Origin of the sequence: Bifidobacterium vansinderenii, from assembly GCF_002234915.1 — a bacterium.
Lineage (GTDB): Bacteria > Actinomycetota > Actinomycetes > Actinomycetales > Bifidobacteriaceae > Galliscardovia > Galliscardovia vansinderenii.
Genome location: NZ_NEWD01000007.1, coordinates 170311 through 192420, shown reverse-complemented (window position 1 = coordinate 192420; position 22110 = coordinate 170311). Strand labels below are relative to the sequence as shown.

At 63.5% G+C, this 22110-nt stretch carries 13 protein-coding genes and 2 tRNA genes; 10 read left to right on the top strand and 5 right to left on the bottom strand.

Features of this window, described 5'->3' with window-relative positions; translation table 11 throughout:
* Nucleotides 1-172: 172 nt before the first annotated feature.
* Both nrdG and nrdD read right to left on the bottom strand, forming a co-directional pair.
* Nucleotides 173-886, bottom strand: a complete 714-nt coding sequence (nrdG, locus tag Tam10B_RS04390) for an anaerobic ribonucleoside-triphosphate reductase activating protein (protein ID WP_093960039.1) — start codon at nucleotides 884-886, stop codon at nucleotides 173-175.
* A 237-nt stretch (nucleotides 887-1123) separates the two neighbouring features.
* Nucleotides 1124-3523 carry an anaerobic ribonucleoside-triphosphate reductase gene (gene nrdD / locus Tam10B_RS04385; protein ID WP_093960038.1) on the bottom strand — a complete coding sequence of 800 codons (2400 nt, stop codon included), beginning with the start codon at nucleotides 3521-3523 and terminating at the stop codon, nucleotides 1124-1126.
* Nucleotides 3524-3855: 332 nt separating this feature from the next.
* Here nrdD and xseA point away from each other — a divergent pair, with 332 nt between their 5' ends.
* Nucleotides 3856-5121 carry an exodeoxyribonuclease VII large subunit gene (xseA, locus tag Tam10B_RS04380; RefSeq protein ID WP_093960037.1) on the top strand — a complete coding sequence of 422 codons (1266 nt, stop codon included), beginning with the start codon at nucleotides 3856-3858 and terminating at the stop codon, nucleotides 5119-5121.
* A gap of 176 nt (nucleotides 5122-5297) precedes the next feature.
* Nucleotides 5298-5603, top strand: a complete 306-nt coding sequence (locus Tam10B_RS04375; protein ID WP_093960150.1) for an exodeoxyribonuclease VII small subunit — start codon at nucleotides 5298-5300, stop codon at nucleotides 5601-5603.
* 341 nt (nucleotides 5604-5944) lie between these two features.
* On the opposite strand, the gene Tam10B_RS04370 is transcribed toward Tam10B_RS04375, so the two are convergent.
* Nucleotides 5945-6017: transfer RNA gene (locus tag Tam10B_RS04370), tRNA-His, on the bottom strand.
* Between the two features lie 213 nt (nucleotides 6018-6230).
* Nucleotides 6231-7514: a glycosyltransferase gene (locus tag Tam10B_RS04365; protein WP_093960036.1), complete on the bottom strand. Its 1284-nt coding sequence runs from the start codon at nucleotides 7512-7514 to the stop codon at nucleotides 6231-6233.
* Nucleotides 7515-7723: 209 nt separating this feature from the next.
* On the opposite strand from Tam10B_RS04365, the gene Tam10B_RS04360 reads away from it, so the two are divergent.
* Nucleotides 7724-8665: an SPFH domain-containing protein gene (locus Tam10B_RS04360; RefSeq protein ID WP_198947523.1), complete on the top strand. Its 942-nt coding sequence runs from the start codon at nucleotides 7724-7726 to the stop codon at nucleotides 8663-8665.
* Nucleotides 8666-9385: 720 nt separating this feature from the next.
* On the opposite strand, the gene Tam10B_RS04350 is transcribed toward Tam10B_RS04360, so the two are convergent.
* Complete coding sequence (locus Tam10B_RS04350) at nucleotides 9386-11212, bottom strand: AMP-dependent synthetase/ligase (RefSeq protein ID WP_093960034.1); 1827 nt, start codon at nucleotides 11210-11212, stop codon at nucleotides 9386-9388.
* A 189-nt stretch (nucleotides 11213-11401) separates the two neighbouring features.
* Here Tam10B_RS04350 and Tam10B_RS04345 point away from each other — a divergent pair.
* The 7 genes from Tam10B_RS04345 to Tam10B_RS04315 all read left to right on the top strand — a co-directional run bounded on the left by Tam10B_RS04345 (nucleotide 11402) and on the right by Tam10B_RS04315 (nucleotide 21201).
* Nucleotides 11402-11474 (top strand) — tRNA-Arg (locus Tam10B_RS04345).
* 156 nt (nucleotides 11475-11630) lie between these two features.
* Nucleotides 11631-12650, top strand: coding sequence for an endonuclease/exonuclease/phosphatase family protein (locus Tam10B_RS04340; protein WP_093960033.1), 1020 nt, complete (start codon nucleotides 11631-11633; stop codon nucleotides 12648-12650).
* A 171-nt stretch (nucleotides 12651-12821) separates the two neighbouring features.
* Nucleotides 12822-13025 carry a hypothetical protein gene (locus tag Tam10B_RS04335; RefSeq protein ID WP_093960032.1) on the top strand — a complete coding sequence of 68 codons (204 nt, stop codon included), beginning with the start codon at nucleotides 12822-12824 and terminating at the stop codon, nucleotides 13023-13025.
* 191 nt (nucleotides 13026-13216) lie between these two features.
* Nucleotides 13217-14524: a formate-dependent phosphoribosylglycinamide formyltransferase gene (gene purT, locus Tam10B_RS04330; RefSeq protein ID WP_093960031.1), complete on the top strand. Its 1308-nt coding sequence runs from the start codon at nucleotides 13217-13219 to the stop codon at nucleotides 14522-14524.
* Nucleotides 14525-14715: 191 nt separating this feature from the next.
* Nucleotides 14716-15465, top strand: a complete 750-nt coding sequence (gene purC, locus Tam10B_RS04325; RefSeq protein ID WP_093960030.1) for a phosphoribosylaminoimidazolesuccinocarboxamide synthase — start codon at nucleotides 14716-14718, stop codon at nucleotides 15463-15465.
* Between the two features lie 178 nt (nucleotides 15466-15643).
* Nucleotides 15644-19366 (top strand): phosphoribosylformylglycinamidine synthase, encoded by a 3723-nt coding sequence (locus tag Tam10B_RS04320; protein ID WP_093960029.1) that lies wholly within the window; start codon nucleotides 15644-15646, stop codon nucleotides 19364-19366.
* A 572-nt stretch (nucleotides 19367-19938) separates the two neighbouring features.
* The gene (locus tag Tam10B_RS04315) at nucleotides 19939-21201 is read left to right on the top strand and encodes a serpin family protein (RefSeq protein ID WP_093960028.1); all 1263 of its coding nucleotides are present in this window, start codon (nucleotides 19939-19941) and stop codon (nucleotides 21199-21201) included.
* Nucleotides 21202-22110: the final 909 nt, after the last annotated feature.

Genomic DNA, 22110 nt, shown 5'->3' with positions numbered 1-22110 from the left:
GACGCCAAGACGCACCGAGGGAAGGCGTACGAAGGTACGTCGACCGAGGAGCAACGCCGACGACTCACCACAACGCCGCAGGCGACGCGTCATGACGCGTGCGGCACCAAGGCGCACCGAGGGAAGGCGTACGAAGGTACGTCGACCGAGGAGCAACGCAGGCGACGCTCCGTCATGACGCGTCGCCCTCGCCCGCGGCACGGTCTTTGCCGTATATCTCGGGTATGAACCGTTCCTGGTCGTGCAGTTTGGCCCAGATGACGGGTTTGCCGACCTCGAGGGATTTGGGGACGTCGAGGATGCGCTGGTTTTTGGAACCGCGGAACTGGAGGAGGGAGTCGTGCTGGTCCTTGAGGTAGCGGCCGTCGACGAGGATGTCGATGAGGTCGAGGAGGTCGCGCTTGTCGGGGGTTTCGCCGGGGCGCATGAGCTCTTCCCAGGTGTAGCCGGTCCAGCACCAGATGTCTTTGGTGTGACCGAAGCGTTCGCGGATCTTGCGGCACAGGGGGATGAGGATGGTGGTGTTGAGGAGGGGTTCGCCGCCGAGGAGGGTGAGGCCTTGGACGAACGACTGGGAGAGGTCGTCCATGATCATGTCCTCGAGCTTCTGGTTGTATTCGTAGCCGGCTTGGAAGTCCCAGATGGAGGAGTTGTAGCAGCCGTCGCAGCGGAAGGGGCAGCCGCTGACGTAGATGGAGCAGCGGATGCCTTCGCCGTCGGTCATGAGGAAGCGCTTGTAGTCGGCGACCATGCGCTGTCCCATGCGTCGGCCGTCCCATTGGCCGGCACGGGGGTTGTTGGTGAGTTCACTGGGGACTCCGGGGCCGCGGTCGGTCTCGCCGGCGGCGAAGTCGTGGTGCTTGACCTGCTTCCATGATTCGGGCATGCGTTTCCTCCTTGGTTGCGAATAGGGCGCCGACGGCCGTGGCGACGGCAAAGGCTCCCCTGCGCCGGGGAGCTGCCGTGTTCGCACATGACTGAGGGGAGCCCAATGCACATGCCATACGTGCGGTTGGGCTCCCCTCGGTCGACGTTGCCGACAGCTCCCCCTCGGCGAGGGGAGCCGGAAGTGATGGGGCTATGCGCGGTTCCCGCTCAGGGCGGGAGTCTCACGCGGCTGCGGTCACTTGGTGTCTTCGAACCATTCGCGCTCGGTGCCGTCCTTGAGCGTCACGTGTCCGGTTTCGCCGGCCATGTGCTTGACGCGGTGGGCGATCTCCTCGTGGCGGCCGTGCACCATGGGGCGCTGGACCGGGTTGCCCAGGTAGCCGCAGGTGCGCTTGGTCACGTTGCACTTGTCGGGGTCGGAGTTGCCGCACTCGGGGCACTTGAAGCCCTCGTCGGTGGGTTCGAAGTCGCCTTCGAAGCCGCAGACGAAGCAGTGGTCGATGGGCGTGTTCGTGCCGAGGTAGCCGATGCCGATGTTGTAGGCGTAGTCCCACACGGCTTCGAGGGCCTTGGGGTTCGGCTGCAGGCAGGGGAACTCGCAGTAGTTGATGAAGCCGCCGGAGGCGAGGTACGGGAAGTCCTTCTCGTAGGCGAGCTTCTCCATCGGGGTGGGCTGCAGCCACACGGGGTAGTGGAAGCTGTTGGTGTAGAAGTCGTGGTCGGTCACGCCCTCGACTTCGCCGAACTTCTCGCGGTCCATGCGGTTGAAACGGTCGGTGAGGCTTTCGGCCGGGGTGGAGTACACGGAGTAGTGGTAGCCCTCGGCGGCGCTCCACTGCTTGCACAGCTCGTTCATGCGGCGCACGATCGACAGGGCGAACTCCTTGCCGTCCTCGTCCCAGTGGTGGTCGGTCATCCAGTCCTTGCCGAAGAACACAGCGGTGGTCTCGTACAGGCCGATGTAGCCGAGGGACACGGTGGCGCGGCCGTCCTTGAACAGCTGGTCCACCTTGTCGTTGGCGTTCAGGCGACCGAAGGCGCCGTAGCGGTAGAGGGTGGGGGCGTTGACCGGGGTGGCCTGCTTGCAGCGCATGATGCGGAACTGCAGGGCCTCGTGGGCGATCTCCATGCGCTGGTTGAACAGCTTCCAGAAGCGGTCCACGTCGCCGTGCGATTCGAGGGCGATGCGCGGCACGTTCACGGACACCACGCCGAGGTTCATACGGCCGTCGGTCACGTCCTTGCCGGTCTTCGGGTCCTTCCAGCCCTGCAGGAAGGAGCGGCAGCCCATCGGGGCCTTGAAGGAGCCGGTGATCTTCACGATGTTCTCGTAGAACACCACGTCCGGGTACATGCGCTTGGTGGCGGATTCGAGCGCCAGCTGCTTGAGATCGTAGTTCGGGTCGCCCGGGTCGGCGTTCACGCCGTGCTTGATGGTGAACACGAGCTTGGGGAAGATGGCGGTGTGACGGTCCTTGCCGAGGCCGCGGATGCGGTTGAGCAGGATGGCGCGCTGGATCTCGCGGGCGAACCAGGAGGTGCCCAGACCGAAGCCGACGGTGACGAACGGGGTCTGGCCGTTGGACACGCGGTTGGAGTTGATCTGGTATTCCATGGTCTGCATGGCGTCGTAGATGGCCTTGCGGGTCATGATCTTGGCGTAGATCTCGCGCAGCTGCTCGATCTCGGAGAGGTTCTCGTCGAACGGGGTGTCCTCACCCAGCGGCTCACGGTTCTCGAAGTGCAGCCACTTGGGCTCCTGGGCCTTGAGACCCTTGACGACGTCCTCGGCCACGTTGAGCGGCATCTCGTCGGGCAGGATCGCCTCGGCCATCTTGAGGTTCTTCTCGTAGTCGCGCTTGGCGTAGCGCTCGAGCATCTCGTCGCAGCGGTTGACGGTCTGGCCGCCGTACTGGCAGCCGGCGATGTCCTTAATGATCTGGGTGATCTGGGTGGCGGCGGTGCCGATGGACTTCGGGGAGTCCATCATGGCGTTGCCGAGGGCGAAGCCGTGCTCGAGCATGTCGCCGAAGTCCGGCAGGGAGCAGTTGCTCATGGCGGTGAACGGCGAGTAGTCGGCATCGTGGAAGTGGATGTCGCCCTTCATGTGGGCGTTGGAGACCTGCTCGGGCAGCATGGAGAAGGCGGAGGCCTTGCTCACGGCGCCGGCGAGCAGATCACGCTGGGTGGCGTAGACGTTGGAGTCCTTGTTCGCGTTCTCGCGCACGAGGGCCTCGTCCTTGTTGACCAGACGGCTCACGGCCTCGTTGATGTCGGTGGCCTTGGCGCGCTCGATGTCCTTGTTCAGGCGGTAGTTGGTGTAGGTGCGGGCCACCTCGTACAGGTGCTCGCCGATGAGGGCGTGCTCGACCAGGTTCTGGATGTCCTCGATCTTGGCGGGACCGGTGTAGCGGGTCTTCACCTCTGCTTCGACGCGATCCGCGATGTCGCGGATGATGCGCTCCTCTTCGGGGCCCACCTTCTTGTCGAGGTCGCCGAATGCGGCGGCCACGGCATTGATGATGTTGATCGGATCGAAGTCGACGACCCTGCCGTCGCGCTTTTCGACGAGCACGGTCTCCTTCTGCGGACGAATCACCTCGGTCGTCTCCTGTTCCAGCACCTGTGCGCTCATCAGTCTCCTTCCGCCATGGTTCTTTAGTGTGTCGGGCAACGTATTCCGTGGTCGTTATCGCCGGGACCACGCCAACCGGCCTATTGCACATTACAGCACTTCCACCCCAATATCTAGTTGGGATCTACCATGCCAAGCGCATATCTAGTGTTTTCGGCATCATGTCGCGGAAAAATAACGGCGATGAAAATCGCCTCCGGCGTGTCATGGCCGACCATCGATTGTGCCCGTATCACCGGACAGCGCACGACCCGCCACGCCACACGGTGAGCAACCTCACACCGCTCGTGTGACCATCGTCACATGTCCCGCACGCGGCGGAAAGTGAGGTCATGACCAATACGCTTTTCCCGGACTCCCCCGGCGCCCAGAACGTGCAGCCGCAGCCGCTTGCGCGTCTGGCGAGGGACACCACTCCGGACAATCCCTGGCCGATCAGCCTGCTCAGCCGCAAGTATCACGACGCCGTGGCCAAATGGCCCGGCACGTGGATCGAGGGCCAGATCTCGGAGATCAACACGCGCCGCGCCGGCTCCGCCTATCTCACCGTGCGCGACAACACGGAGGACATCTCGCTAAGCGTGACCGGCTTCGGCCGTTTTGCGCAGATGGCCCGCGAATTCCGTCAGGGCGACCGCGTGGTGCTGCACGGCCGTCCCGACGTGTGGATGAAGCAGACCCGTCTGAGCTTCATGGGCGATGACATCCGCCGCGTGGGCAAGGGCGACCTGATGGCGCAGATCGAGGAGCTGCGCAAGCGGCTCAAGGGCGAGGGATTGTTCGACGCGGAGAACAAGATCCCGATCCCCGCGTTCCCCAAGCGCATCGGCCTGGTGTGTGCTCCGCAGGCGCGCGCCGAGGGCGATGTGATCACCAACGCACGGCTGCGCTGGCCCACGATCGAGTTCACCGTCGTGCACGCGCACGTGCAGGGACCCAGTTGCCCGCCGGATGTGATCGCCGCGATCCAACGGCTCGACGCAGATCCGAGCGTGGATGTGATCATCGTGGCCCGAGGCGGCGGCAGCTTCGAGGACCTTATGGGGTTCTCCGACGAGGGCGTGGTGCGTGCCACGGCCGCGTGCGTCACGCCGATCGTGTCGGCCATCGGTCACGAGGACGACTGGACACTGATCGATCTGGCCGCGGATATGCGCGCGTCCACCCCGACGGATGCGGCCAAGCGCATCGTGCCGGACGTGAACGAGCAGCTGCAGATCGTGGATGAGGCACGCCGTCGCATGCGCGACCGTATTCGCGCCCGCGTGGACAACGAGATGCGTCTGATCGAGGGCTATGCGAACCGTCCGAGCCTGACACAGCCGCTGACGATGCTCGACCGTCCGCAGCGGTTCGTCGACGACGCCCGCCAGCGTCTGGATATCGGCATGCGCCGCATCGTCGACGACGCCTCGCTGACCGTGGAGAAGCTGCACGCCTCGCTGACCGCGTTGAGTCCGCAGTCCACGCTCGACCGCGGCTACGCGGTGATCCAGACCACGAGCGGCCATGTGGTGACCGACGCCGACGATGTGAAGAGCGGCGACGAGCTTGCCGTCACGCTGCGTCATGGATCGATTCGCGCGACCGTGCAGTAGGCGCCGTCCGGCACATCGACCAGTCCGTGAAACAACATGACGCATGAAACAACGTCATGAAACACTGTCGTGGTCGTGAAACAACACGATTGCGACACCTATATATATGTCAGTATCCGATATACGACCAGATGCGCCGCTCGTTCACAATGCGGCGCACCGCCAAGGAGATCATCATGACCGATCAGAACGCAAACGCCCAGTCCACCTCCAACCTGCCCTCGCTGAGCGCCGAGGAGCTTGAGAAGATCAACGCGCTGAGCTACGAGCAGGCCCGCGATCAGCTCATCCAGGCCGTGCAGGCGCTGGAGGCCGGCGGACTCGACCTTGACGCCTCAATGCGCCAGTGGCAGCTGGGCGAGGCCCTTGCCCGCCGTGCCCAGTCCCTGCTCGACGACGTGCGCGCCCAGCTCGACGCCGCCCAGGCCGATCAGGCCAGCGCCGGCGCCACCGCCGGCACCCAGAGCAATCTGGAGCAGTAGCAGGTAGACGACACTCTGAGTTATAGGTCCAAATGCGTGACCGTTTCGGCCTATACCCTGTGCGACCCCTCCCTCAGTCATGCTGCGCATGACAGCTCCCTCCCTTGGAGGGAGCACGAGGGTAAGGAGCGCATGCGCCCTCTAGGATAAGGAGCACGTGCTCCCTCCAAGGGAGGGAGCTGGCCGCCACAGGCGGACTGAGGGAGGGACCGCATATCTTGTAAGGCCCCGTCATCCTATCCGGTCCCAAGGGCGGCACGCCCGATATCACCGGCCCGGTGAACGCACAACCGCACATACGAAAAATCCCCGAAGCCTTTCGGCTCCGGGGATCACCTCGGGGTGGCTAACGTGGCTCGAACACGCGACCTTCTGAACCACAATCAGATGCTCTACCAACTGAGCTATAGCCACCATGTCGTCTTCACTCAGCGAACTGAATGAGCGCAACAGGTGATTACTATACACGAATCTCAGAGGCTGTCCAACTCGGCGTGTCGCGCCATTCGCAGACCGCGGCAGTGCCGGAACAATCGTTGGAATATCAACGTTTATGACACTGTCGTCAGTATTCTGATGATGTCATGCACCCGATGTACCGCACACAACACATCATGCACCCGTCCGTCACCGGCCATCATCATCCGAGCGCCGGGCCCGACGATCATCGGCGATGGCCTCGCGTTCCATCGCCACGAATCGTTCCACAGACGAGCGCACGGAGTAATGCTCCCGCGTATGTTGCGCATACCGTCTCCCCCACTCCTCGCATTCGTCTGGGTGCTCGTACCACCAGTCGATGCGATCGGCGAGCGCCTGCACGTCGCGCACGGGGAACAGGGATTCGTCGGTGAGCGCGAACTGCTGTGCGGCGCTCAGGTCTGATCGTGCGATCACGGGCGGCAGGCCGCAGGCCATGGCCTCGATCACGCTCACTGATTCGAGGTCGGCGATGGACGGGTGCACGAACAGGTCGGCGGATCGTAGCAGGTCGGGCATGGTCGCGTTGTCGTGGAAGCCGATGTCGGCCGGTCTGGCGAGCATGTGGCGGGCGCGCAGCCGTAGGTAGCGGCGCAGCGGACCGGTGCCGGCGATCACGAGTCGTACGTCGTCGCGGTGACGGCATGCGGCGAGCGCGCGGATCAGCGTCATCTGGTCCTTTTCGTGGGAGAGTCTGCCGGAGGCGATCACGACGAACGGCGGTCGGACCGTCGCCGGATAGTCGTTCTTGCCGGTGAAGCGCGGCGCGTATCCGTTGGAGATGACGTGCAGTCGCGCCCGGTACTCGTGCTCCTGCAGAAGCCGTGCGGTCATGTCGGTGGGCACGTGGATGTGGTCGACCTTGCCGTAGAGCCAGTGGCGGAATAGTCGGTAGATGAACGCCGGCATGCCGGGGATGAGTTTGAGCGGTCCGGCGGAGTACAGGATGTTCTCGGGCTGGATGTGGTAGCCGGCGGTGACGGGGATGCCCATCTGCCGGGCGACGGCGAGCGCGCGCCGGCCGAATCGGAAGGGCATGTAGATGTGCACGACGTCCACGCCGTCGAACGCGCGGTGGAAGAGCGCGTCGTCGGGCTTGGCGAAGAGCATCTGCTGTTTGGCGGCGATCCATGAGACCAGTGGCACGCGGTTGATGCGCGCCCGATATTCCGGCGCGCCCACGCCGACGAGCCGTACCGCGTGGCCCTGCCGTTCGAGTTCCTCGGCGAACTGGAGCGCCGAGTTGGAGGTGCCGTTGCCGCGGTTGCCGAAGGTGTCGAGCACGAGCGCGATGGTCAGCGGGCGCCGGGATGCCGTCTCCTCGGAACGTTCCGGGGCCTTGCCCACGGGATCGTTCTTCGTGTCGGACGATGCCGACTCATGGTCCGGCTCATGGTCCGCCGCGGGTCTGTCGTCTTGCCTGTAAGCCATGGTCCCAATGTAGGCCGCGTTCGTACGCCATGACGGGATATGGGCCGTATGGCCAAGTAACGTTCGACACAATGCGCGGGTCTGTCGTGTCACGGCGGCGGGAATGCGTGCCCGTGTGAAAGAATGGGATTGTGCACGGCCCGCATCGTCACATGGGTGCGACTGATGTCGGTCATGGCCGTGCGGGACTCGGGAAGGGGTCGATAATCATGGCTATCGGTGGAATCATCGGGTTTGCCGTACTGATCGTGGTGCTGGCGCTGATCATCGTGCTGCTGTTCGCCAGCCTGTATATCGTGCCGCAGCAGAATGCGTATGTGATCGAACGTCTGGGCAAGTTTCACACCGTGTCCACGGCGGGTCTGCACATCAAGATTCCGTTCATCGACCGCATTGCGCAGAAGATGAACCTGCGGGTGAGTCAGCTGGACGTGAAGTTGGAGACCAAGACGCTGGACAACGTGTTCGTGACGGTGGTGGCGTCCACTCAGTTCCGCGTGGACGCGAAGAACGTGGCCGTGGCGTACTACGAGCTGCAGAATCCGGCTGCGCAGCTGCGCAGCTACATGGAGGACGCGCTGCGTTCCGCCATCCCGGCGCTGACGTTGGACGACGCGTTCGCCCGCAAGGACAACGTGGCGCTCGACGTGCAGCAGACGGTGGGCAACGAGATGCAGCGGTTCGGTTTCACCGTGGTCAAGACGCTGATCACCGCGATCGACCCGTCCGGCCAGGTCAAGCAGGCGATGGATTCGATCAATGCGGCCCAGCGCGAGAAGGAGGCCACACGCCAGCGTGCGGAGGCGCAGCGCATCGCCATCGAGACGCAGGCGCAGGCCGACGCGGAGAAGGTGCGTCTGCAGGGCGAGGGCCAGGCGAACTACCGTCGTGAGATCGCCAACGGTATCGTCGACCAGATCAAGAGCCTGCAGGATGTGGGCATGGACATCGGCGAGGTGAACCAGATCGTCATGTTCAACCAGTATCTCGACGTGATGCGCTCGCTTTCGGAGTCGCCGAACGGCAAGACGGTGGTGCTGCCGGCCAGCACGCCCGCCGGGTTCAAGAACCTCTACGACGAGGTGACGAACGCGCTGCTGACCTCCCAGTACGCCGGCCCGGACGCGCCGCGCGCGGGCAAGGGTAAGTAGCGCGAGTCGGTCGAAAGGCCTGTAGAACCGCGAATTCCCGTATCATCACGCCTCGGCACGGGACGTGATGATACGGGAATTCTTGTATTGGGTAAGACCGGTACGGATAGCGGCGACAAGGGCGAATGACCGTTGCAGCATCGACCTACGGCCGGCACCATGCCGTTGCGTTCCCGCAATGGCGGGAACGGTCACCTCATCCGTCGGCTGCGCCGACACCTTCCCCTCAAGGGGAAGGCAACACACAACCATTCAGCCATATACCAACAATGCCGGCTTCCCCTTAGGCTGAGGACGTAAAGCAAACGCTGGAAGCGTTTGTAGGCCCCAGACGAGCCGACAGGCGAGTAGAAAGATGCCGGACGAAGTCCGTCAAGTCTTGCCGAAGAAGCTGTCACGCGTATGCGTGACTGATGAGGTGACTGCCGTGCATACGGGAACACGGTTCGTGGGCGTGCCAGGTGGTGCGCCCCTTTCGGCGACTCCCGAGCACGCGGGAACACGGCGCACCGGCTATCTCCAAGTTCTGACGTGATTACGAGGGCTTGCAGACACCTATCTCCAAATTCTGAAGTTTCCGGAGCCCGAAGACGAAGTAGCGGCGTTGCAATCGCAACGCCGCTACTCGGTATTTCCCGGTCACAAACTTCAGAACTCGCGGATTGATGTCTGCAAGGGACGGAAATCACTTCAGAACTCGCGGATTGCTCCGATATCCACTCACTTCTTCTTGCGAGGCACGTAGATGACCTTGTCGATGAGATCGCGGTAGTGGTCCACGATCACGGCGCGCTTGGCCTTCATCGACGGCGTGGTCATGCCGTTCTCCTCGGTGAACTCGTCGGACAGGATCTCGAACTTGCGGATCGATTCGGCGCGAGAGACCAGACCGTTGGCCGTGTCCACGGCACGCTCAACCTCGGCGTGAATGATCGGATTGCGCGCGGCCTCGTCAAGATCGGCCACCGGTTCGGCGCCCTGCGACCTGAGCCAGGCGTTCGCATCGGCCAGGTCGATGGTGATCAGCGCGGCGATGAACGGCTTGCGGTCTCCGATCACCACGCACTGCGCCACCACGGGCGAGCTCATCACCGACGCCTCGAGGATGCCGGGGCTCACGTTCTTGCCGCCGGCCGTGATGATCAGATCCTTCTTGCGGCCGGTGAGCTTGATGAACCCGTCGGCGTCGATGTCGCCCAGATCGCCGGTGTGCAGCCAGCCGTCGACGATCTGCTGCGTGGTGATCTCGGGATGGTTGTGGTATCCGGCGCACACGCTGTCGCCCTTGATGCACAGCTCGCCGTCATCGTCGATGCCGAAGCTCATGCCGGCCATCGGCAGACCGATCGTGCCGATCTTGTAGCCGACCGTGGGGTTCACGCAGGCCGGTGCGCACGTTTCGGTCATGCCGTAGCCCTCCAGCAACGGCAGGCCAAGACCGTTGAAGTAGTGCGCGATCGACGCGTCGAGCGGGGCGCCGCCAGAGATGGCGAACTCCACGTTGCCGCCGAACACGGCGCGGATCTTGCGGTAGACGATATGCGAGTACACGAAATGCTTCACGCTCAGCCACAGCGGGATACGTCCGCCGGCTTCCTGCGCCTTCTGCTGCTCGCGCGACCATTCGCGCGCCACGTCGGCCGAACGGGCGAACATGCGACCCATCGCGCCCTGACCGGCCTTCTGGCTGGCCGCGTTGTACACCTTCTCGAAGATGCGCGGCACGGCGAGGATGAACGTGGGCTTAAACGCGTTGAAGTCGGCGAGGATCGTCTTGAGGTTGCTCGACAGGCCGAGCGTCACGTTGCCGTAAAAGCACACGAACTGCATGTAGCGGGCGAACACGTGCGCCAGCGGCAGGAACAGCAGCAGACGACGGCCCGGCTTCATCACCACGTCCTCCATGGTCTCGCTGCCGTTGGCGACGATCGAATAGAAGTTGGTGTGCGTCAGCTCGATGCCCTTGGGCGTGCCCGTGGAGCCCGACGTGTACACGATGGTCGCCAGATCGGATCCGGTCACGTCGCCGGCGCGCTCGCGGAACTCGTCGTCGCTCACGCCACGGCCGAACGTCTTGATCGTGTCGATCGCACCGAGATCGATCACGTACACGTCCTTGAGATACGCGCACTGGTCGCGCACGGATTCGATCTTGTCACGCTGCCCGTCGTCCTCGGCGAAGGCGAGCGTGACGCGCGAATCGTTGAAGATCGAACGGACCTGCGCGGCGGAGTTGGTCTCGTACACGGGGATGGTCAGCGCGCCGATCGCCATGATCGCCATGTCAAGCGCCGTCCACTCCCAACGCGTGTGCGACAGGATCGACACGGCGTCGCCCTTCTTCACGCCCTTGGCGATCAGTCCCTTGGCCAGGGCAACCACCTCGTCGCGGAACTCGGCGGCGGAGAACGACTGCCATCCGTCGGCGTTCTTGTATTCCACCAGGGAATCGTCCGGGGCGCGGTTCGCGCGGTCGTCGAGAATCGAGAAGATGGTCTCCGAACCGGTCACGTCCACGAGAGCCGGCCTATGGGTTTCCTTACGCATGTTCCTCCCTTGTCTGGTCAGATGCGCCACTGATTAGAACAGTATCAGCACAACCGACAAAATGGCGGAAAACGTCGGCTCGCCGAGCGTTCGTGACCACGCCGGGCATTGTCTTCCCGAGTGCGGCGATCGGCGCCTCGCACGGGCGTTTCGCGTTTTCGCGGACATGCGGTATGATGGAACGCCGTTGCCCGGGTAGCTCAGGGGATAGAGCACCGCTCTCCTAAAGCGGGTGTCGTGCGTTCGAATCGCATCTCGGGCACAGAGAATGGAAGCCGAAGATCATGGTCATGGTCTTCGGCTTTTTTGCAAAGACTTTCGATACGACGACGGCCATGATCATCAGGCACGGCTATAACGGTCGAATATCACCGATGCATACGGAGACATTCATTCACATTCAAAGGACGGCGGTGCAATGAACAAGGGCACGATTGGCAGGATCGCCTGCACGGCGCTGGCCGTGATCCTCGCGGCGGCCACGGTGGTCGGCACCGCGGCCCGACTGCTGCCGCTCGGCATGTCGACCATGCCGTACGTACCGAACATCGTCGCCGCCACGCCGTGGTTCGCGCTCACCGCCGCACTGGCACTGCTGTTCTCCGTGCTCGGCCGCAGGCGTCTGCTCATCGTGCTCATGGTGGCATGCCTTGGTGCGCAGGCGTACTGGCAGGGGCCGTTCTTCTCCAGTGTGGTCGGCGCGGACTCGTCGTCGTCATCGTCGGGCGCGGCGGGCACGTCAGGCTCGTCGGCGAGCGCGACGATGCTGCGCGTGATGACGTGCAACGTGTACAAGGGCCGGGCCGATGCGAGCGAGATCGTGCGGCTCGTGCGCGACGAGCAGGTGAAGGTACTCGCCCTGCAGGAGACCACCAAGGCGTTCGTGGAGGAGCTGGGCAAGGCCGGCATCGCCGACTATCTGCCGTATTCGAAGACCGCGTCCGCGGACGGCAAGTACGGCAACGGCGTATGGTCGGCCATGCCGTTGGCGAATCCGGTCAAGGACGAGGTCAATTCCAGCGCGTCGTTCATGCCCGCCGGCACCGTGAGCCTGTCCGATGGCAAAACACTGCGCTTCGTGTCCGTGCACACCACCTCGCCGGTGAACGGCTACTGGAATCTGTGGAGGCGCAGCATCGACGAGATCGGCGCGTTGGATTCGCGCACCGGCAGTACGTACGTGTTCATGGGAGATTTCAACGCCACGTACGATCATGCGCCGTTCCGCGCCATGCTCGGCGACCGGTTCACCGACGCGGCCCGTCAGTCGGGGCACGGGTTCACGTTCTCGTGGCCGAGCGACCGGCCGTATCTGCCGATGATGTTCTCCATCGACCACATCGTGCTCGACCGGGGGCTTGCCGCGTCGGATCTGAAGAACGTGCAGGTGGACGGTACCGATCACGCGGCACTGCTCGGCACGATCCGCGTGGGCTGAGTGTGACGCGAATCACAGCCGTTATTTGCGGACAAACGCGTGTATCGACTTTACAAGCGACGCGGAGAGGATTAGTACAGAAACTGCCGATTCCGGTGGGCGTTCCCGGCAGTATTGCCGGCCACGACTGCGGGGACCGACATGATGAACAGTATGTGAAAAGGAGTTCTCATGGACGAGAAGACACTGGTTGAGAAGCTCAAGAACGTCGTTGTCGTGGACGACGTGCTCGCCGTGGCCAAGGAGGCCGGTCTGGACTGGACGTACGAGCAGGCCGACGAGGCTCTGGGCAAGATCAACGCCACCAAGAACGATATCGCCGAACTGGGCGGCGACACCCTGGAGAAGGTGGCCAAGGAAGTCTTCGGCATCTGATCTTTCGATTTTTGCCGTCTGATTGTTCGATCGTCATCGATCGTGGTGCGCATGACGCGCACGTATGCTTCGCCGACGGGTGGTTCGCATGACCCCGTCGGCGTTGCTGTTTTCGGCGGCCTGCCGTGCCGACGGATGAGAGGCGACCACCGGCATATCGCGTATTCGAGCGGTCATTGCACAATGGAGTCATGACCGATACGAATCCCGTTGCTGAATCCGTCTGTTCCACCAATCATTCCGATCGCGTCGTCGATCGTCCCCTCGGCTCCCCGCTCGGCGACTCCGCCCCCTGCACGCGCGCGCTGCTGCTCGGCTCGGGCGAGCTGGGCAAGGAGATCGCCATCGAACTCATGCGGCTCGGCGCACGCGTGATCGCCGCCGACTCGTACGCCGGAGCCCCCGCACAGCAGGTGGCCCATGAGGCGCGCGTGCTCGACATGGCCAACGCTGACGAGCTCAACGCGCTGATCGCTGACGTCAAACCCGACATCATCATCCCCGAGGTCGAGGCCATCGCCACCGCCGAACTCTCCCGCGCCGCCGACAACGGTGTGCAGGTGGTGCCCAGCTGCCAGATCGCACAGATCTGCATGGACCGCGAGCGCCTGCGCCGTCTGGCCGCCGAAACGCTGGAACTGCCCACCACCCCGTACCGATTCGCCGGCACCGAGGAGGAGCTTGCCGAGGGCGCCTCGGCGGTTGGATTCCCGTGCGTGGTCAAGCCGGTGATGAGTTCGTCCGGCCACGGCCAGTCCGTGATGCGCGGTCCCGACGACGTGGCCCGCGCCTGGCAGGTGGCGCAGACCGAGGGACGCACCGCCAAGGAACATGCCGTCAGCCGCGTGGTGGTGGAGGCGTTCGCCCCGCTCGACTACGAGCTGACCGTGCTCACCGTGGCCTCCTCGAGCGGCATCGTGGCGTGCGCGCCGATCGGCCAGCGTCAGGAGGACGGCGACTATCGCGAATCCTGGCAGGGCTCCCCCATCCCCGACGACGTGCGCATCAAGGCCGACGACTATGCCGTGCGCATGGTCCAGGGTCTGGTGGATCTCGCCCGTGAGCACGGCGAGACCGGCTGGGGCGTGTACGGCGTGGAGCTGTTCGTGCTCGTCGACGGCAGCGTGCTGTTCAACGAGGTCTCCCCCCGCCCGCACGACACCGGCATGGTCACCATGATCTCCCAGAACCTCAGCGAGTTCGCGCTGCACGCCCGCGCCGTGCTCGGCGTGCCCGTCTCCGCGCGTTCGGTGGCGCTGCGCGACCCGTCCAAGGTCGCCGCCAGCCACGCGATCGTCATCGCCGGCAAGGGTGAGGTGTCGTTCGGTTCGGTCGCCAAGGCGCTCGCCGAGCCCGACACGGATCTGCGTATCTTCGCCAAGCCGGGCGTGGACGGGCATCGTCGCATGGCCGTGGCGCTCGCCGTGGCGGACACCGAGACGGATGCGCGCGCCAAGGCGGGGCGCGTGGCGGACGCGCTTGACGTGACCGTGTTCTGACGCGCTGCGATCACATGGTGGGACCGGTGCCGCATGGTGGCGGCGCGGCGCCGGCAACCCCGTGTCACCCCTGTGTCACCCCTGTGTTGACCCTGTGTTTTGTAGCCGCCGCTTGATACTGTGAGAACGATCATTCACCCCAAGTTTCCACTCCGATAACGCTGTGAGATACCGTTGTGAGAAAGGCAATGATGGAGAAACTGGAAAAGCTCTACGAGGGCAAGGCCAAGCAGCTGTACGCAACCGATGATCCCGAGGTGCTCTGGGTCGAGTACAAGAACACGGCCACGGCTGGCGATGGTGAGAAGAAGGAGGACTTCACCGGCAAGGGTCGTCTGAACAACCTCATCACCACCATCATCTTCGATCTGCTCAAGAACCGCGGCATCGACAGCCATCTCGTCAAGCGCGTGGACGACACCGCCCAGCTGGTGCGCAAGATGGACATGTTCCCGCTGGAGATCGTGCTGCGCAACACCGCGGCCGGCCACTTCTGCTCGCGCCTCGGCGTCGAGGAGGGTCTGCCGCTCAAGGAGCCGGTGCTCGAGTACTTCCTCAAGAACGACGACCTGCATGATCCGTTCGTCAACGACGACGACCTAGTCGCCCTTGGCGTGTGCACCCGCGAGGATCTCGCCGAGATCGCCCCGCTCGCCCGCCGCATCAACGAGGCCCTGATCGACATCTTCGCCAAGATCGACGTCAAGCTCGTGGACTTCAAGATCGAGATGGGTCGCACCTCCGACGGCACGCTGCTGCTGGCCGACGAGATCACCCCCGACTCCTGCCGTCTGTGGGATCAGCGCGATCACTCCGGCAAGGTGGAGCACCTGGACAAGGATCTGTTCCGCCGCGGCTTGGGCTCGATCATCCCCGCCTACGAGGAGATCGAATCCCGTCTGGCCGAGCTCGCCAAGTCCGAAGGCATCGAGGTCAAGTAACCTCCGTCATATCCGATTCATTGGCTTCCCCTTGAGGGGAAGCTGGCAGCCGCAGGCTGACTGATGAGGTGGGTTGATGCATATCCATCCGGTACGTGCCCATGTCACCCATCAGTCTCGCTGTGCTCGACAGCTTCCCCTCAAGGGGAAGCCAAATTGGTAAGAAAGGAAAACCGCAGTGGTCTTTCGCATTTACGTGGAAAAGAAGCCCGGTTTCGACGTTGAGGCCCAGCAGCTGGGCAACGAACTGCGCACGATCCTCGGCATCGACGCGCTGACCGGCCTTCGCATCATCAACCGTTACGACGTGGAGGGCATCAGCGAGGAGCTGTTCGCCGAGGCCACGCCCGTCGTGTTCAGCGAGCCGCAGGTGGACAACGTGTTCGCCGAGCTGCCCGACTTCGGCGACGCCAAGGTGTTCGCCACCGAGTTCCTTCCCGGCCAGTTCGACCAGCGCGCCGACTCCGCCAGCGAGTGCATCCAGCTGATCAGCCAGGGCGAGCGTCCGGACGTGCGCAGCGCCAAGGTGTACGTGCTCGAGGGCGCGCTCACCGACGCCGATGTCGCCACGATCAAGCACTACGTGATCAACCCGGTCGAGGCCCGTGAGGCCTCGCTCGCCACGCGCGACACCCTGAAGATGGACGTGGCCGTGCCCGGCAAGGTGGAGGTCATCGACGGCTTCCTCGATCTGGACGAGGCCGGTCTCGAGCAGTTCATCGCCGACCGTGGTCTGGCCATGGATCTGGCCGACATCAAGGTGTGTCAGGAGTACTTCGCCGGCGAGCAGCGCAACCCCACCATCACCGAGATCAAGGTGATCGACACGTACTGGTCGGATCACTGCCGTCACACGACGTTCGGCACGCAGCTGACGAACATTGAGATCGACGACGCCGTGGTCAAGGCCGCGTTCGACAAGTACATGGCCATCCGCCACGAACTGGGCCGTGACGCCAAGCCCGTGTGCCTGATGGACATGGGCACGATCGGTGCCAAGTACCTCAAGGCCAAGGGCGTGCTGAAGAACCTCGACGAGTCCGAGGAGATCAACGCCTGCACCGTGAAGGTGAAGGTGGACGTGAACGGCGAGGACCAGAACTGGCTGTTCCTGTTCAAGAACGAGACGCACAACCACCCCACGGAGATCGAGCCGTTCGGTGGCGCGGCCACCTGCATCGGCGGCTGCATCCGCGACCCCCTGTCGGGCCGCTCCTACGTGTACCAGGCCATGCGCGTGACCGGCGCCGCCGATCCGACCGTGCCGGTCTCCGAGACGCTTGAGGGCAAGCTGCCGCAGCGCAAGCTCGTGACCACCGCGGCCGCCGGCTACAGCTCCTACGGCAACCAGATCGGTCTGGCCACCGGTCAGGTCAACGAGCTCTACCACCCCGGCTACGTGGCCAAGCGCATGGAGATCGGCGCCGTGGTGGGTGCCACTCCGGCCGACCACGTGCGTCGCGAGACCCCGGCCCCCGGCGACAAGATCATCCTGCTCGGCGGCCGCACCGGCCGTGACGGCATCGGCGGCGCCACCGGCTCCTCCAAGCAGCTCGACATCGACTCCCTCGAGGAATGCGGCGCCGAGGTACAGAAGGGCAACGCCCCGATCGAGCGCAAACTGCAGCGTCTGTTCCGCCGCGGCGACGCCTGCCGTCTGATCAAGCGCTGCAACGACTTCGGTGCGGGCGGTGTGTCCGTAGCCACCGGTGAGATCGCCGACGGTCTGACCATCGATCTCGACAAGGTCACCAAGAAGTACGAGGGTCTTGACGGCACCGAGCTGGCCATCTCCGAATCGCAGGAGCGCATGGCCGTGGACGTGGCCGCCGACGACGTGGACGAGTTCCTGGGCTACGCCCGCGAGGAGAACCTCGAGGCCACGGTCATCGCCACCGTCACCGAGGATCCGCGCATGGTCATGACGTGGAACGGCGACACCATCGTGAACCTGAGCCGCGCGTTCCTCAACTCCAACGGCGCCCCCAAGTACATGGACGCTCACGTAGAGCAGGGCGGCACCTACGCCACCCCGTGGAAGGGCGACACGCTCGCCGAGCGCATGCACGACCTGGTCACCGACATCAACGTGGCCTCCAACAAGGGTCTGTCCGAGCGCTTCGACTCCACGATCGGCGCGGCCACCGTGCTCATGCCGTTCGGCGGCAAGCGTCAGCTCACCCCATCGCAGGCCATGGTCGCCAAGTTCCCGGTGTTCGGCGAGACCACCACCGCCTCCGCAATGGCCTGGGGCTTCAACCCGTACATCATGGAGAAGAACCAGTTCACCGGCGCGTACCTGTCGGTGGTGGAGTCCATCTCCAAGCTGGTGGCCGCCGGCTTCCGCCGCGAGGACGCCTACCTGACGTTCCAGGAGTACTTCGAGAAGCTGCGCGAGGATCCCAAGCGCTGGGGCAAGCCCATGGCCGCCGTGCTCGGCGCGCTCATGGCGCAGATCGATCTCGGTGTGGGCGCGATCGGCGGCAAGGACTCCATGTCCGGCAGCTTCGAGGATCTCGACGTGCCTCCGACCCTGGTGAGCTTCGCCGTGGCCGTCGGGCCGATGGACCGTGCCACCTCCCCCGAGTTCAAGAAGGCCGGCCACACGCTGGTGCGCATCGCGCCGCGCTACCAGGCCGACGGTCTGACCCCGGATCCGGAGAGCCTGATCGAGGTGCTGGCCGCGGTCGAGGGCCTGATCGAGGACGGTCAGGTCGTGTCCGTGTCCACTCCGGGCTACGGCTGCACCGCCGAGACCCTGTTCAAGGACACGCTGGGCAACCGCATCGGCGTGGCGCTCGATGATTCGATCGCCGTGGACGACCTGTTCACTCCGGCGTACGGCAGCTTCATCGTGGAGCTGGCCGACAACGGCAAGCTGCCCGCGGTGTCGAACCTCGTGTGCATGGGCAAGATCGGCGAGACCACCGAGGCGTACGTGCTGCACGCCGCCGGCGAGGACCTCGATCTGGCCGTGCTGCAGGAGTCCTGGGAGCATGGCATGGAGGAGGTGTTCCCGTACCGTGGTCATGGCGACGCCGTCGAGGCCGTGAGCTTCAATGCGCCGAAGAAGACCGTGTACGTGGGCTCCCCCGTTGCCAAGCCGCACGTGGTCATCCCCGTGTTCCCCGGCAACAACTGCGAGTACGACACGGCCGCCGCCTTCGAGCGTGCGGGCGCCGAGGCCACCACGCTGATCGTGAACAACCTCACGCCGGCCGCCGTGGCCGAGTCCACCGCCGCGCTGGTCGAGGAGATCAAGCGCAGCCAGATCGTGATGATCCCCGGCGGCTTCTCCGGCGGCGACGAGCCCGACGGCTCCGCCAAGTTCATCACCGCGTTCTTCCGCGCTCCGGCCGTCACCGAGGCGGTGCGCGACCTGCTGAAGAACCGCGACGGTCTGATGCTGGGCATCTGCAACGGCTTCCAAGCGCTCATCAAGCTGGGTCTGGTGCCGTACGGCGACATCGTGCCGATGACCGCCGAATGCCCGACGCTGACGTTCAACACGATCGGCCGCCACCAGAGCCGTCTGGTGCGCACCCGCGTGGCCTCCGACCTGTCCCCGTGGCTGGCCCGCACCAACGTGGGCGACGTGCACACCGTGGCCATCTCCCACGGCGAGGGCCGCTTCGTGGCCTCCGACGAGGTGCTGGCGCAGCTCAAGGCCAACGGCCAGATCGCCACGCAGTACGTGGACGAGAACGGCGTGCCGAGCATGGATCTGGACGTGAACCCGAACGGCTCGCTGCTCGCAGTGGAGGGCATCACCAGCCCCGACGGCCGCGTGTTCGGCAAGATGGGTCACTCGGAGCGCTCCGGCAACGGTCTCTACGTGAACGTGCCCGGCGACAAGTACCAGCCGCTCTTCGAGGCCGGCGTGGAGTACTTCGCCGCGTAAGACTCGTACGCGATCGCGATTCGATTTGTGCGTGGTCCGCGGCCATTCGGTCGTCGGACCGCGCACGATCGATATACGACATATGCGGTGAGATCGACGTGATCCTGCCGCACGCACGCTTCTCCTAATCCAGAGGGGACGGAACCTATCTCGGTTCCGTCCCCTCTGTCGTCTTGCCGTTCATTGCGAATCCGACTGGTACGACGGGTATTCGGCAGCCCGGCGTCCGGCGTAGTCCAACTGCATCCGGCCGCATCCAACCGCATCCGATCGAAACCGACTGCATCCAACCGAAACCAACCGAACTTGGTAGTCCAAACGGGACAGCGTGAACCCTCACACAGCGTCTGAAACGTCACGCTTCGACTACCAACTCAACCGCCACGTCGCGTTTCGACTACCAAATCAACCACCAGGTCGCGTTTCGACTACCAAGTTTGGCTGGATGCGTCATCTGATGGGAGCGTTCGATCGGGTATTGAATACGAATGCTTCGGGTATTGTGGAAATGCACGCGCCGTTGCGGTTGCATATGCCGTAGCGTTGGCGTTCTGTTCGAGGAGGAATAGAGGATGATGGACGACGAAGAGGAATTTGTGATCGGCGATGATACGCGGATGGATGACGAAGCCGACGAAGACTGGGACGACGAGGAATGGGACGAGCATGAGAACGAGGACGTGGCGCCTCCGCCGTTGGCCCCCGATTGCGTGACGGATGCAATCCGCGGATTCGCCCATGCCTCCGCTCCCATATTCCTGGCCGGTGACGGCAACATCAACTATTCGCCGACCTCCCTATGGATGGCACTGGCTCTGACCACCACAGGCGCGTCCGGTGAAACCCGACGAGAGCTGCAGACCGCACTGCGTTCCCAGGATGCGACCGCAGATGATCTGAGAGACTTCCGCAGTGCACTCAACGCCACCGGCGTCCATCGGATCGCTGACTCGCTGTGGATTCGCGGCGGAATCACTCCGCACCGGGAATGGCTTGCCGGCATTCGACGATGCGAGGCCGAAGTATTCGACCACGAGCCGTTCGGCCAGACCACCGGTCGTCGCATGTCGGATTGGGTAAGCGAGCACACCAACGGCATGATCAAGCCGAACATTGACGTGGAGCCGTTATCCGTGCTGGTGCTGCTGAACGCACTGATCTCCAATGGCCGCTGGAACAGTACGTTCGACAAGGAGCTGACCCGGCCCGAAACATTTCATGGCATGCACGGCGATGCACTTACGCCTATGATGCACCAGACATCGACCGCCATCGGATACACGCGCGGCGACGGATGGACCAAGGTCACCCTTCCGTTCAGAGGCCGGCAAGGAGGCGTAAGCGTTATCCTGCCCGACGAATCCGTCCGTCTTGACCGGCTTTTGGACAATGCACCATTACTTGATGAGGCTTTTGCCACCCCGGCAACACGCAGTTGGCGACGGCAGGTGGACTTGACCATGCCACGATTCGTCACCGGTGCCACGTTCGATACCGACGCATTGCAAACACGTCTGAACGCCCTAGGCATCGCACGCGCATTCGACCCCGGCCGCGCGGAATTCTCCGCCATGGCCGACGATCCCCTGTACATCGGCCAAGCCATTCAGGAGACTCGCATGGAGGTCACCGAGGAAGGCGCCAAGGCCGCCGCATACACCATGTTCGGCATTTCATATCTAGGTGGCCCGCCGCCAAAGCCGGACACGACGGTGACCGTGCGCGTGGATCGGCCCTTTATTTATGAGCTTTACGCCAATCTGCCCGGAGACAACGGCACGGCTCCTCTGTTTCTTGGAGTTCTCCGCGATCCACCGGATACGGCCGGGCTCTAGGCATGTGCGTCGTATCGTGAGCAAGCCGTCTGCCGGTCTTGTTCACGATGCGGCGCACGCGTTGGATAACGGGGAGGAGCCTCGTATCGCCCTCCTTCCCGTGTTTGTGCCTCAGCTCGTACTCCCACTGGCGCATCACCCCAGTTGGCGGGCGGCCTTGGACTAAAGGCTCTTCGTCGACTGGGGTTCCTCGCTGACCGGGCTGTGATAATGACCATGCTGTGTTCGGCTTACAACCTCTTCAAGCTCGAAATTCGAGCAATCTCCGTGTTCTGTGCGAATTTGGAGGTGTTGCAACCATCAATCCTCGAGTTCTGTGCGGCGTCGGAAGAATATGCGAAGTATGAGACCTGAAATATCAAGGGTCATACTTCGGATATGGTGAATTCCGCGCACAGAACTCGAGGATTGGTGTCTGAGCCCACGGAAAATCCGCACAGAACTCGAAGTTAGACCGCAGCAACGCACCGTGCGGGTTCCAAATCGGTCGCTTCCCTCGCCCATTGCCGTCGATAAGTCCCGAATACTTCGCGAAGAACAGCAATCCTCAAGTTCTGAAGTGATTTGGGCCCCTTACAGACATCTATCTCCAAGTTCTGAAGTTCTCCGAGCTCGAAAACGGAGTATGGTCATTGCAACTGCAACGCTCATACTCCGAGATTCCTGATCGGGAACTTCAGAACTTGCAGATTGGTGTCCGCAAACCCCTTCAATCACGTCAGAACTTGGAGATAGCCAGCAGCATTTGCCGACGTCTGGAACTCAAAGCTCATATTTCCCCAAAGGCCCCACCCCAAACTCAGTTGCATCGGCTGCCTTAGCCCCGCCCGCCGGAGTGAGCACCGCTCCTAGCCCAGACCCGGTTGCATCGGGCATCCGGCTCATCCGTGGATTTGCGTTCAAGTACGG

What these genes read in the sequence shown, in the direction of transcription:
- nrdG (WP_093960039.1), bottom strand. Translation starts at nt 886, where the DNA reads ATGCCCGAATCATGGAAGCAGGTCAAGCACCACGACTTCGCCGCCGGC.
- nrdD (WP_093960038.1), bottom strand. Translation starts at nt 3,523, where the DNA reads ATGAGCGCACAGGTGCTGGAACAGGAGACGACCGAGGTGATTCGTCCG.
- xseA (WP_093960037.1), top strand. Translation starts at nt 3,856, where the DNA reads ATGACCAATACGCTTTTCCCGGACTCCCCCGGCGCCCAGAACGTGCAG.
- Tam10B_RS04375 (WP_093960150.1), top strand. Translation starts at nt 5,298, where the DNA reads ATGACCGATCAGAACGCAAACGCCCAGTCCACCTCCAACCTGCCCTCG.
- Tam10B_RS04365 (WP_093960036.1), bottom strand. Translation starts at nt 7,514, where the DNA reads ATGGCTTACAGGCAAGACGACAGACCCGCGGCGGACCATGAGCCGGAC.
- Tam10B_RS04360 (WP_198947523.1), top strand. Translation starts at nt 7,724, where the DNA reads ATGGCTATCGGTGGAATCATCGGGTTTGCCGTACTGATCGTGGTGCTG.
- Tam10B_RS04350 (WP_093960034.1), bottom strand. Translation starts at nt 11,212, where the DNA reads ATGCGTAAGGAAACCCATAGGCCGGCTCTCGTGGACGTGACCGGTTCG.
- Tam10B_RS04340 (WP_093960033.1), top strand. Translation starts at nt 11,631, where the DNA reads ATGAACAAGGGCACGATTGGCAGGATCGCCTGCACGGCGCTGGCCGTG.
- Tam10B_RS04335 (WP_093960032.1), top strand. Translation starts at nt 12,822, where the DNA reads ATGGACGAGAAGACACTGGTTGAGAAGCTCAAGAACGTCGTTGTCGTG.
- purT (WP_093960031.1), top strand. Translation starts at nt 13,217, where the DNA reads ATGACCGATACGAATCCCGTTGCTGAATCCGTCTGTTCCACCAATCAT.
- purC (WP_093960030.1), top strand. Translation starts at nt 14,716, where the DNA reads ATGGAGAAACTGGAAAAGCTCTACGAGGGCAAGGCCAAGCAGCTGTAC.
- Tam10B_RS04315 (WP_093960028.1), top strand. Translation starts at nt 19,939, where the DNA reads ATGATGGACGACGAAGAGGAATTTGTGATCGGCGATGATACGCGGATG.